Below are 12,320 nucleotides of genomic sequence, written 5' to 3' on the forward strand. Positions count from 1 at the left end.
GTGATCAAGAAGTGTGGGTACGACCCGCCTTCTCGTCCCGGGACCGGGGCCCTGGGTCCTAGAAGGGGGGCTCGTCCGAGTAGCCGCCGCCGGAGCCGCCGGAGCTTCCGCCCCAGCCGCCACCGCCGCCGCTGCCGCCCTGCTGGCCGCCACCGGCCGGCGCACCGGTCGCCCAGGGGTCGTCGGCGGGAGCACCGCCGCCACCCTGCTGCTGACCGCCACCGGGGCCACCGCCCCAGCCGCCGCCCTGCTGACCGCCGCCACCGCCGCCGTACCCACCCTGGCCGCCGCGACCGGTGGTCTTGGTGACCTTGGCCGTGGCGTTCTTCAGGCTGGCGCCGACTTCCTCGACGTCCAGCTCGTAGACCGTGCGCTTGATGCCCTCACGGTCCTCGTAGGACCGCTGCTTCAGCCGGCCCTGCACGATGACGCGCATGCCTCGCTGGAGCGACTCGGCGACGTTCTCCGCCGCCTGACGCCAGACCGAGCAGGTCAGGAACAGGCTCTCGCCGTCCTTCCACTCATTGGTCTGCCGGTCGAAGGTGCGGGGAGTGGACGCGACGCGGAACTTCGCGACCGCCGCACCGGACGGGGTGAAGCGCAGCTCGGGGTCGTCGACAAGATTGCCGACGACCGTGATGACGGTCTCGCCTGCCATTGGGGGAACCTCTCGGCGGGTTTGCTGCTGGCTGCTGGTGCTGCTACTCGAATCCCGAGTACCGCCGAGCCTCGCGGCTCAGCGGGTCTGAGCCAGGGGGCTCAGTGGGTCTCGGGGCGGAGGACCTTGGTCCGGAGGACCGACTCGTTCAGGTTCATCTGGCGGTCGAGCTCCTTGACGACCGCAGGCTCGGCCTGCAGGTCGATGACCGAGTAGATGCCCTCGGGCTTCTTCTTGATCTCGTACGAGAGACGACGACGGCCCCAGGTGTCGACCTTCTCGACCTTTCCGTTGCCCTCACGGACGACGGAGAGGAAGTTCTCGATCAGCGGGGAGACAGCGCGCTCCTCGAGATCGGGGTCGAGGATGACCATCACCTCGTAGTGACGCATGTGGAACCCACCTCCTTTGGACTCAGCGGCCACGGTCGTTCCGTGGCAGGAGGGTCGTGATGCGTACGCAACGGTATCGGCCGCCACTGACAATCGACCGCCCCGAGCGGAGGTCCGAGGGGGAGTCGCGTCGTGTGGCTGTACCAGTCAGTGACGGATCAGTGACTGGCCTGGGCAGACACCGGTGCAGACGGTACAGAGTACCCGCACCTAGGCTTCCGGTTGAAATCCGGCGGCGGGCGGGCAGAATCTGTACACATCGGGTGTGTATGGCGCTACGATGCGCTGCCTTCCGCAGGAGGTGCCTCCATGGCACAGACATTGCGACGTGACACCGCCGGCTCCCTTTTCGCGACCGACGGCAAGCCCCATCCCCTCCAGGACACACTGCTCGGCGTCACGCTGATCCTCGGCGCCATCGCCTTCGTGTCCGCGATGTTCCACAACCTCCATCTGCTCAGTTCCTGGACCGGCCTGGTGGGCATCTTCACCGGCGCGTACGGACAGTTCATCTCGGTGACGACGCGGGAGCGCTTCTTCCTGATCGTCGGCCTCGGTGCCTGTGCGGTCGGCTTCTTCCTGGGCATGGCGCACGGCGGCCTCTTCGGGGGACTCTGGTGACCTGCGACGGCCGCGGATGAGCCGTCCCCGGCCGCGCCGCCTTCTCCGAACCGGCTGTTGACCGGTCCGCACCACCCCTGGTCAGAGACGGGCCAGGGGCGAAGGTGCGATACGCCCAGACGGGGCGCTCGCAGGGCGCAGTAGGCTTCGGCGCTAGAGCCGGAGCCCCTGTACCCATGGGGACACACCAGCCCGAGGAGCGCCGCGAATGAGCCTGACCCTGAGGACCATCAGCCGAGAGCAACATCTGGCGTACATCCAGAGCCTGCCGTCGGCGAGCCATTGCCAGGTCCCCGCATGGGCAGACGTGAAGAGTGAATGGCGTTCGGAGAACCTCGGTTGGTTCGACGACAGGACCGGTCACATGGTGGGCGCGGGCCTGGTGCTCTACCGCCAGCTGCCCAAGGTGAAGCGCTATCTCGCGTATCTCCCCGAGGGCCCGGTCATCAACTGGTACGCGCCGAACCTGGACGAGTGGCTCCAGCCGATGCTCGCGCACCTGAAGAAGCAGGGCGCCTTCTCGGTGAAGATGGGCCCGCCGGTCGTCATCCGCCGCTGGAACGCCCCCGCGATCAAGGCGGGCATCCAGAACCCGGACGTGAAGCGCCTGCGTGACATCGAGGCCACGCACATCGAGCCGCGCGCCTTCGAAGTCTCCGACAAGCTGCGGCGCATGGGCTGGCAGCAGGGCGAGGACGGCGGCGCCGGCTTCGGCGACGTGCAGCCCCGCTATGTCTTCCAGGTGCCGCTGGCCAACCGCTCGCTGGACGAGGTCCTCAAGAACTTCAACCAGCTGTGGCGCCGCAACATCAAGAAGGCCGAGAAGGCCGGTGTCGAGGTCGTCCAGGGCGGTTACAACGACCTGCCCGAGTGGCAGCGCCTGTACGAGATCACGGCGATCCGCGACAAGTTTCGGCCGCGGCCGCTGAGTTACTTCCAGCAGCAGTGGCGGGCCCTCAACTCCGAGGACCCCAACCGCATGCGGCTGTACTTCGCGCGGCACAACGGCGTGAACCTGTCGGCGGCGACGATGCTCGTCGTGGGCGGGCACGTCTGGTACTCCTACGGCGCCTCCGACAACATCGGCCGCGAGGTCCGGCCCTCGAACGCGATGCAGTGGCGGATGCTGCGGGACGCCTATGCGCTCGGCGCCTCGGTCTACGACCTGCGCGGCATCTCCGACTCGCTGGACGAGACGGACCACCTCTTCGGCCTGATCCAGTTCAAGGTCGGCACCGGCGGCGAGGCCGTCGAGTACGTCGGCGAGTGGGACTTCCCGCTGAACAAGCTGCTGCACAAGGCGCTCGACATCTACATGTCGCGTCGCTGATCCCGCACAGTCGCCTTCCGCAATTCCTTCCATATCTCTGTTACACCGCAGCCACCAGAAAGGTTCCGGGACCAGCCATGGCGCTCACGCTCTATGTCGACACCGCGCGCTGGCGGGCACACCAGAAGCACGTGCTTGACCAGTTCCCAGGCATCGTCCCGGTCTGCAAGGGCAACGGCTACGGGTTCGGCCACGAGCGCCTCGCCGAGGAAGCCACGCGATTCGGCGCCGATGTCCTTGCCGTCGGCACGACCTACGAAGCCGCTCGGATCAAGGACTGGTTCGGCGGCGACCTGCTGGTCCTCACCCCGTTCCGGCGGGGCGAGGAGCCCGTGCCGCTGCCTGACCGCGTCATCCGCTCCGTGTCGTCGCTCGACGGCGTGCACGGGCTCGTGGGCGCCCGTGTCGTCATCGAGGTGATGTCCTCGATGAAGCGGCACGGCATCACAGAGCAGGACCTGCCGCATCTCCACGCCGCCATCGAGGACGTGCGCCTCGAAGGCTTCGCGATCCACCTGCCGCTCGACCGGCCCGACGGCACGGACGCCGTCAACGAGGTCATCGGCTGGATGGACCGGCTGCGCACGGCGCGGCTTCCGCTGCACACGATGTTCGTCAGCCACCTCAAGGCCGATGAACTCGCCCGGCTGCAGCAGCAGTTCCCGCAGACCCGCTTCCGGGCGCGGATCGGCACGCACCTGTGGCTGGGCGACCACCACGCGACCGAGTACCGGGGCTCCGTCCTGGACGTGACGCGCGTCGCCAAGGGGGACCGTTTCGGCTACCGGCAGCAGAAGGCCGCGTCCGACGGCTGGCTCGTCGTCGTCGCGGGCGGCACCTCGCACGGCGTCGGCCTGGAGGCGCCGAAGGCGCTGCACGGGATGATGCCGCGCGCGAAGGGCGTGGCCCGCGCGGGTCTCGCGACCGTGAACCGCAACCTCTCGCCGTTCGTCTGGGGCGCCAAGCAGCGCTGGTTCGCGGAGCCGCCGCACATGCAGGTGTCGATCCTGTTCGTGCCGTCGGACGCGCCGGAGCCGACGGTGGGCGAGGAATTGGTGGCGCATCTGCGGCACACCACCACGCAGTTCGACCGGATCGTCGACCGCTGACCTCACGCGGCACCCGCGCCGAAGGGCGCGGTCCTCAACGGTGAAAGGGCCGGGCGCGACAACCGTCGCGCCCGGCCCTTTCGCGTGCCGGTCCTCCAGCGCCTCAGACCGCGGCCTCAGCGCCCTCCAGGTCCCTGCCCCGCCTCTTCAACCGGCCTCCAGCGTCCGGCCCCCTGCTGCACCCCACAGCCTTCCGGTCCACCGCCATCCGGGCGTCATCATGTTCGCTCAGGGCGAACGCTTCCCCGTCGTCCCCCATTCCACGTACGTCTCCTCGCCGTCACGTGCCCCGTCGTACCGCGGTGCCCGACCGCCGAGACTGAGCACGAACACGTCCGGCGCACCGTCCAGGACCCCGCCCGAAGGGTCGTCCTCGCCGGTCCGCCTCACCACGTCCCGCTCCGGCAGAAGGATGTCGCGTACGACCACGGCACACAGGTACAGCGTCCCCAGCAGGTGGATGGCGATGGCCACTTGGTAGCCCTCGGTCGGCAGTCCCTTGTGGGCGTCTCCGCTCGTCGTGTACGCGAGGTACATCCAGATGCCCAGGAAGTACGCGACCTCGCACGCCTGCCAGATCAGGAAGTCCCGCCAGCGCGGACGCGCCAGGGCGGCGAGCGGGATCAGCCACAGCACGTACTGCGGCGAGTACACCTTGTTGGTGAGGATGAAGGCGGCGACCATCAGGAAGGCGAGCTGCGCAAAGCGCGGGCGCCTGGGAGCGGTGAAGCCGAGCGCCGCGACGCCGAGGCAGGCGAGCAGCATGAGCACCACCGCCAGCCTGTTCACGGTGTCCGTGGTCGGCGGGTCGTCCATGCGCTGGGCGAGGATGAGCCAGAACGAGCCGAAGTCGACGCCCCGCTCCCGGCTGAAGCTGTAGAACTTCGCCCAGCCGTCCGGCGCCTGGATCATCACCGGCAGGTTCACCGCAAGCCAGGCGGCGGTCGTGGCGATGAGCGCGCTCCCGAACTCCCGCCACTTGCCCGCGCGCCAGCACAGCACGAGCAGCGGGCCGAGGAGCAGCACGGGATAGAGCTTGGCCGCCGTCGCGAGCCCCAGCAGGATGCCGAAGGCGACCGCGCGCCCGCGCGACCACATCAGCATCGCGGCCGCGGTGAGGGCGACGGCGAACAGGTCCCAGTTGATCGTGGCCGTCAGCGCGAAGGCGGGCGCCAGCGCGACGAGCAGCGCGTCCCAGGGCCGGCGCCGGTGGATGCGCGCCACGCAGACGGCGATGACGGCCGTGCAGGCCATCAGCATCCCGGCGTTGACCATCCAGTAGAACTTCTCCTGGTGCTGCAGGCTGCCGCTGCCCGGCGTCAGCCAGGCGGCCACCTCCATGAACAGCCCCGTGAGCACCGGGTACTCGAGGTACTCCATGTCGCCGGGCAGCTTGTCGAAGTACGGCACGAGTCCGTCGGCGAAGCCACGGCCCTGGTAGAGGTGAGGGATGTCGGAGTAGCACGCGTGGGTGTACTGCGAGCTCGCGCCGACGAACCAGGAGCCGTTGTAGCACGGCGCCTTCTGCACCATGCCGAGTGCGAACATTCCGAGGGCGACGAGTGCGATGACGCGCACGGGCGTCCACCAGGTCGCCGCGAGGAGCGCTCTGCGGCCGACGGGCCCGCCGAGCAGCTCGCTGCCGGAGGCGGCGACCTCGTCCTGCCTCGTGGGAAGCACGGGCTGCGGCACCCGCTCGCTCAGGGGTGGATGTGCGCGTGTGGGGGGCGTCTTCTCTGCGCTGGGCATGGCGCACATCCTGCCGTACGGACCCTGTCAGGCCCCGGAAGCGGCGACGCGTCCACCCTCTGTGGCACCCCGGCGCCCGGAGCCCCCCGCCACACGGCAACGGGCCGTCCAGAGGCTCCAGCAGCCCCCTCAGGCACGGCAAGGCCGCCGCACCACGGGGGCGCGGCGGCCTTGTTTCACGTGAAACATGCGGCGGCTCGGCGGTCAGCCTCCGGTCGGCCCGGCGAAGATTCCTCCGTCGTTGCCGTTGTGGCCGTTTCCATTGCCGTTTCCGCTTCCGTTGCCACCGTTCGCGTCGCCCGTGGGTGGTGGTGACTCACCGCCCGGGTCGCCAATGACGCCGCCGTCGTCGTCCCCGCCCTCGGAGGCCCCGCCGTCGTCCTCGCACGACGGGTCCCAGGGCTTGCAGGTCTCAGTCGGATCGGGGGTCTTCGTCGGGGTGGGCGAGTGGGACTTGGAGTCGGAAGGCGTGGGCGTCGGGGTGTCGCTCGGCTCCTCCTCTTCCGCCGTCTGCGTGGGCGAGGGCACCACGGGCTGTCCGACGATCTCACCGATGGGCTGCGGCGTCGGGAACCTCAGGATGGGCTTGCCCTTGAGCGCGGCCGACATGTAGTCCTGCCAGATCTCCGCGGGGAACGAGGCGCCGTGGATCTTCTCCTGGCCACCCGTGCCGAACATCTCCAGGAACTGGCGCTTCTTGTTGGACTCGTCGTCGTCCATCCGGTACATGCTGATCGCCGTGGACAGCTGCGGGGTGTAGCCGACGAACCAGGCGGACTTGTTGCCATCGGTCGTACCGGTCTTGCCGGCCACCTGGCGGCCGGGCAGCTTCGCCGAGGTACCCGTGCCCTTCTCGACGACGGTCCGCAGGACGTCCGTGACGTTGTCCGCGACCTCGGGGGAGAAGGCGGCCTTCGTCTTGGACGGGTGCTGGTAGACCGACTGACCCTCCTTCTCGATCTCCTTCACCGAGAACGGGTCACGCTGTTTGCCGCTGGCCGCGAACGTGGCGTAGGCACCGGCCATCCGGATCGCACTCGGGGACGACGTACCGAGGGAGAAGGACGGGTAGGTGGCGCCCGCCATGGAGTTGTCGTCCCGCAGCCCCGCGTCTATGGCCGCGGCCTTCACCTTGTCGAGCCCGACGTCCATGCCGAGCTGGACGTAGGCGGAGTTGACCGACTCCCGCATGGCCTCACGCAGGTCGATCTTGTAGCTCGGCGGGTTGTAGGACTGGTGGCCGTCGTTGGTCTGCAGCCACTCCTTGCCGTCCTTGTCCGTCCAGACCGTGCCGTCGTAGTTCTTGATCTTGAGCTTGTTCTTACCGCTGTACAGGCTCTTCGGGTTGATGACGGTGCGCTGGGCATTGTCCTGGTTCGCGCTCCCGGTCTTGTCCCGGATGCCGTTCTTGAAGGCCGCCGCCAGGACGAAGGGCTTGTACGTGGAGCCGACCTGCGCACCCGTCGTGTCCGCGTTGTTGGTGAAGTGCTTGGTCGCGTCCTCACCGCCGTAGATGGCCTCGATCGCGCCGGTCCTGGGGTTGACCGAGGCGCCGCCGAACTGGACGTACTTGTCCTTGTCCGGGCGCAGCTTCGGCTTGATGTTCTCCTTGCGGACCTTCTTCACGGCCTTTTCGAGCTCCGTGACCTTCTTCTTGCTGAAGGTCGTGTGGATCTCGTAGCCGCCCTGGTCCAGCTCCCGTGCGGAGATGTCGGTGTTGTTGACGACGTACGCCTTGGCGAGCGAGACGAGGTAGCCGATCTGGCCGCTCAGCTTGACGTTGGAGCGCGGGTTCTGCGGCGTCGGGAACTTGGTGTACTTGTCCCGCTCGGAGGCCTCCATGCTGCCGTCCTTGACCTCCTCGTCGAGGATCCACGCCCAGCGCTTCTTGGCCCGCTCGGTGTTCGCCTGCGCGTTGGCCGAGGGGTCGATCTCCGGGTAGCCCGCCGGGTCGTAGTAGGTGGCGCCCTTGAGGACCGTGGCGAGCAGGGCGCACTCGCTGGGGTTCAGCTTCTGCGCCTCCTTGCCGAAGTAGGCGCGCGCGGCGGCCTGGATGCCGTAGGCGTTGCGGCCGTAGTAGGCGGTGTTGAGGTACCCCGCCATGATGTCTTCCTTGCTGACGGTCCGGCCGACCTTTATCGAGATGAACAGCTCCTTGAACTTCCGGCTGAAGGTCTGCGACTGGTCGTCGAGCCGGGCGTTCTTCACGTACTGCTGCGTGATGGTCGAGCCGCCCTGGGTCTGACCGCCCTTGGCCATGTTCACCACGGCGCGGGCGATACCCATCGGGTCGACACCCTTGTCCTTGTAGAACGTCTTGTTCTCCGCCGAGATGACGGCGTTGCGCATCGCCTCGGGGATGTCCTCGTACTTGATGATCTGGCGGTTGGTCTCCCCGCCGGTCGCGACCATCTGCGAGCCGTCGGCCCAGTAGTAGACGTTGTTCTGCGCCTTGGCCGCGTTGGCGACCTCAGGGATCTCGACGAGCGCGTACGCGATGCCCGCGACCGCCATCAGGCTGCCGAAGAACCCGATGACCAGGCCCGTGATCAGGCGCCACGACGGGATCCAGCGGCGCGGCCCGCTCCGGCCCGCGCGCGGATAGTCGATGAAGCGCTTCTTGGGAGGGCCGTAGCCCCGCCCGCGGCCGCGTCCGCCGCTCTCCGGCGCCCGGCGCCGACCTCCGCCCACGGAGCCATTGCGGGCGGCGCGCCTGGCCTCCGCGCGCCCCCCGTAGGAGCGCTCCTCGTCCTCGGGGGCGCCGGACTCGTACGAAGACGAAGGTCCGTGCGGCGAAGACGGCGATCCGGTGGCGCCTCGCGGTGCTGCGCGACGGCCGGACGGCGCGCCGGACGCGCCCCGCCTGGCCGCGGCGCGTCCGCCGCCCTGTGGCGGCTTGCGACGGTGCTCGCTCATCGAACGACTACTCCTCGGGCAGGCGCGGTGGTCCGCACCTGGAAACGGCAGCTGGTTTCCGGTCCCCCCGACGTACGGACGAGTCCATTCCGGCACTCGTCCGTACGGCACCGGGACAGTAACGCCACCTCACGTCACTTGGTTCCCGGCGGTATGCATGGCGCACAGACTACGCACCGTCAAAACCCTCTTAGCGCTGAAGTTCACCCCAAATCAGGCAAGTTACTTCCTACGAATCGGTGATGTGACGCCGTTCACCGTTCCCCCTCTTGTCGCAGCAGGAACCTCGTTCTATCGTCGTGATGTATCGAGTCGATACATCAGGTCGGCATAAAGGTCCGTGTCAGGCAGACCGGGACAGACGGGAGGACACCATGAGCAGGCGCTCCGGCATCCTCGAGTTCGCTGTGCTCGGCCTGCTCCGCGAGTCCCCGATGCACGGCTACGAGCTGCGCAAACGGCTCAATACCTCACTGGGCGTGTTCCGCGCCTTCAGCTATGGGTCGCTGTACCCCTGCCTGAAGACACTGGTTGCCAACGGCTGGTTGATCGAGGAGTCGGGAACCGCCACCGCAGAGGCCCTGGCGGCGGCTCCGCTCGCCGGGCGCCGCGCCAAGATCGTCTACCGGCTGACCGCGGAAGGTAAGGAACACTTCGAGGAACTGCTCTCGCAGACCGGCCCCGACGCGTACGAGGACGAGCACTTCGCCGCCCGCTTCGCCTTCTTCGGCCAGACCTCGCGGGACGTGCGGATGCGGGTGCTCGAGGGCCGCCGCAGCCGCCTGGAGGAGCGCCTGGAGAAGATGCGGGCCTCTCTGGCCCGCACCCGGGAGCGCCTCGACGACTACACGCTTGAGCTGCAGCGCCACGGAATGGAGTCCGTGGAGCGCGAAGTGCGCTGGCTGAACGAGCTCATCGAGAGCGAGCGAGCGGGACGCGACCAGCAACGGTCCGGCCCCGGGAGCTCCGCTCAGCAGAACAGCACATCTGGGGAGTCGGGCGTCCTGCCCCGGCGGCGGGAGGACAACCCGCCGCCGGATGCGTCCGGCGACACAGCCAAGTGACACCCCGCACTCGCGGGGTGCCATCCGGAATACCGAGATCACACAGGGAGCAACCGGAATGGGTTCGGTTCGCGTAGCCATCGTCGGCGTGGGCAACTGCGCCGCCTCGCTGGTCCAGGGCGTCGAGTACTACAAGGACGCCGACCCGGACAGCAAGGTCCCGGGCCTGATGCACGTCCAGTTCGGCGACTACCACGTCGGTGACGTCGAGTTCGTCGCCGCCTTCGACGTCGACGCGAAGAAGGTCGGCCTCGACCTCGCGGACGCCATCGGCGCCAGCGAGAACAACACCATCAAGATCTGCGACGTGCCGAACAGTGGCGTGCAGGTCCAGCGTGGCCACACCCACGACGGTCTGGGCAAGTACTACCGCCAGACCATCGAGGAGTCCACCGAGGCCCCCGTCGACGTCGTCCAGGTCCTCAAGGACAAGCAGGTCGACGTCCTCGTCTGCTACCTGCCCGTCGGTTCCGAGGACGCCGCGAAGTTCTACGCGCAGTGCGCCATCGACGCCAAGGTCGCCTTCGTCAACGCCCTGCCGGTGTTCATCGCGGGCACCAAGGAATGGGCGGACAAGTTCACCGAGGCCGGCGTCCCGATCGTCGGTGACGACATCAAGTCCCAGGTCGGCGCCACCATCACGCACCGCGTCATGGCGAAGCTGTTCGAGGACCGCGGTGTCCGTCTCGAGCGCACCATGCAGCTGAACGTCGGCGGCAACATGGACTTCAAGAACATGCTGGAGCGCGACCGCCTCGAGTCGAAGAAGATCTCGAAGACGCAGGCCGTCACCTCGCAGATCCCCGACCGCGAGCTGGGCGAGAAGAACGTCCACATCGGCCCGTCCGACTACGTGGCGTGGCTCGACGACCGCAAGTGGGCGTACGTCCGCCTCGAGGGCCGTGCCTTCGGCGACGTCCCGCTGAACCTGGAGTACAAGCTCGAGGTCTGGGACTCCCCGAACTCGGCCGGTGTCATCATCGACGCCCTGCGCGCCGCGAAGATCGCCAAGGACCGCGGCATCGGCGGCCCGATCCTGTCGGCGTCCTCGTACTTCATGAAGTCCCCGCCGGTGCAGTACTTCGACGACGAGGCCTTCGCGAACGTCGAGAAGTTCATCAAGGGCGAGGTCGAGCGCTGACCGCGCTGAACACCTGACCTGCCGAGGGTCCCCGGGTCGTCGACCCGGGGGCCCTTCCCGTATGTGAGGCTGTGCGCCATGGCTGTCGTCGGTGACCTGCGCGTTCTGCTGCGCCTTCGGGACTTCCGGCGACTGCTCGCCGTGCGCCTCCTCTCCCAGGGCGCGGACGGCGTCTACCAGGTCGCGCTCGCCACGTATGTGGTCTTCGCGCCGGAGAAGCAGGCCTCTCCCGCGGCGATCGCCTCGGCGATGGCGGTGCTGCTGCTGCCGTACTCGCTCGTCGGCCCGTTCGCGGGCGTCCTGCTCGACCGCTGGAGGCGCCGACAGGTCCTCGTGTACGGCAACGTCCTGCGGGCCGCGCTGGCGTCCCTGACGGCCGTGCTGATGCTCAGCGACGCGCCTGACGGGCTCTTCTACTCCTCCGCGCTGTGCGTCACCGCCGTCAACCGCTTCGTCCTGGCGGGGCTCTCGGCGGCGCTGCCGCGCGTGGTGGACGACGACCGCCTGGTCATGGCCAACTCCCTGTCGCCGACCGCCGGGACCCTCGCGGCGACGGCGGGCGGGGGCCTCGCCTTCCTCGTCCGCATCGTCGCCGCCGACTCGGACGCGGCCGTCGTCCTCCTGGGAGCCGCGCTCTATCTGTGCTCGGCGCTCGCCTCCCTGCGCATGCCGCGGGACCTGCTCGGACCCGAGAGGGAGTTGGTGCAACCACGTCTGGGGGTGGCGCTCGCCGGTACCGCACGCGGGCTCCTGGCGGGCGTACGCCACCTCGCCGAGCGCCGCACGGCCGCGCACGCCCTGGTGTCGATGACCCTGATGCGGTTCTGCTTCGGCGCCCTGACGGTCATGGTGCTGATGCTGTGCCGGTACGCCTGGTCGTCGACCGAGGACGACGGGCTCGCGCTGCTCGGCGTCGCCGTGGTGTTCTCCGGCGCCGGGTTCTTCGCGGCCGCCCTGGTGACCCCATGGGCTGTCGGCAGGCTCGGAGCACGGCGCTGGATGGTCGTCTGCGCGGCCGCCGCCGCGATCCTGAGCCCCGCGCTCCTGCTTCCCTTCGCGCCGGGCCCGATACTCGTCGCCGCCTTCGTCATCGGGCTCACCACCCAGGGCGCGAAGATCGCCACGGACACGGTCGTGCAGTCGGCGGCCGACGACGGCTTCCGCGGCCGGATCTTCTCCCTGTACGACGTGCTCTTCAACGTCGCCTTCGTCGGCGCGGCGGGCGTCGCGGCACTGATGCTGCCCCCGGACGGCAAATCGGTCGCGTTGGTTGCCTCGATCGCGCTGGTCTACGCGGCGATTGCTGGCGCTATGACCAGGTTTGACGTCCAGTAAGTGTC

10 protein-coding genes are annotated in these 12,320 nt (G+C 68.5%); 6 read left to right on the forward strand and 4 right to left on the reverse strand.

Annotated elements, in window-relative coordinates; translation table 11 throughout:
* Positions 1–58 precede the first annotated feature (58 nt).
* Both MQV74_RS21065 and rpsF read right to left on the reverse strand, forming a co-directional pair.
* Positions 59–658 carry a single-stranded DNA-binding protein gene (locus MQV74_RS21065; RefSeq protein ID WP_138960679.1) on the reverse strand — a complete coding sequence of 200 codons (600 nt, stop codon included), beginning with the start codon at positions 656–658 and terminating at the stop codon, positions 59–61.
* Between the two features lie 101 nt (positions 659–759).
* A complete protein-coding gene (gene rpsF, locus MQV74_RS21070; protein ID WP_006604399.1) occupies positions 760–1,050 on the reverse strand; it encodes a 30S ribosomal protein S6 in 291 nt (96 codons plus the stop codon).
* 309 nt (positions 1,051–1,359) lie between these two features.
* Here rpsF and MQV74_RS21075 point away from each other — a divergent pair, with 309 nt between their 5' ends.
* From MQV74_RS21075 to MQV74_RS21085, 3 genes are all read left to right on the forward strand, one after another.
* On the forward strand, positions 1,360–1,671 hold the full coding sequence (locus tag MQV74_RS21075; protein ID WP_030676909.1) for a hypothetical protein: 312 nt from the start codon (positions 1,360–1,362) through the stop codon (positions 1,669–1,671).
* A gap of 208 nt (positions 1,672–1,879) precedes the next feature.
* Positions 1,880–3,001, forward strand: a complete 1,122-nt coding sequence (locus tag MQV74_RS21080) for a lipid II:glycine glycyltransferase FemX (RefSeq protein WP_030676906.1) — start codon at positions 1,880–1,882, stop codon at positions 2,999–3,001.
* A gap of 77 nt (positions 3,002–3,078) precedes the next feature.
* Positions 3,079–4,110, forward strand: a complete 1,032-nt coding sequence (locus tag MQV74_RS21085; RefSeq protein WP_172382871.1) for an alanine racemase — start codon at positions 3,079–3,081, stop codon at positions 4,108–4,110.
* Between the two features lie 228 nt (positions 4,111–4,338).
* On the opposite strand, the gene MQV74_RS21090 is transcribed toward MQV74_RS21085, so the two are convergent.
* Positions 4,339–5,859 (reverse strand): glycosyltransferase family 87 protein, encoded by a 1,521-nt coding sequence (locus MQV74_RS21090; RefSeq protein ID WP_374120662.1) that lies wholly within the window; start codon positions 5,857–5,859, stop codon positions 4,339–4,341.
* A 204-nt stretch (positions 5,860–6,063) separates the two neighbouring features.
* A complete protein-coding gene (locus MQV74_RS21095; RefSeq protein WP_242719895.1) occupies positions 6,064–8,775 on the reverse strand; it encodes a transglycosylase domain-containing protein in 2,712 nt (903 codons plus the stop codon).
* 374 nt (positions 8,776–9,149) lie between these two features.
* Between MQV74_RS21095 and MQV74_RS21100 the strand changes: the two genes are divergently transcribed.
* The 3 genes from MQV74_RS21100 to MQV74_RS21110 all read left to right on the forward strand — a co-directional run bounded on the left by MQV74_RS21100 (position 9,150) and on the right by MQV74_RS21110 (position 12,315).
* A complete protein-coding gene (locus MQV74_RS21100) occupies positions 9,150–9,839 on the forward strand; it encodes a PadR family transcriptional regulator (protein WP_242719896.1) in 690 nt (229 codons plus the stop codon).
* Between the two features lie 58 nt (positions 9,840–9,897).
* Positions 9,898–10,980 carry an inositol-3-phosphate synthase gene (locus MQV74_RS21105; protein ID WP_242719897.1) on the forward strand — a complete coding sequence of 361 codons (1,083 nt, stop codon included), beginning with the start codon at positions 9,898–9,900 and terminating at the stop codon, positions 10,978–10,980.
* A gap of 78 nt (positions 10,981–11,058) precedes the next feature.
* Positions 11,059–12,315, forward strand: coding sequence for an MFS transporter (locus tag MQV74_RS21110; RefSeq protein ID WP_242719898.1), 1,257 nt, complete (start codon positions 11,059–11,061; stop codon positions 12,313–12,315).
* Positions 12,316–12,320 lie beyond the last annotated feature (5 nt).

The sequence above is a fragment of the Streptomyces sp. AN091965 genome, from assembly GCF_022698285.1.
GTDB lineage: Bacteria > Actinomycetota > Actinomycetes > Streptomycetales > Streptomycetaceae > Streptomyces.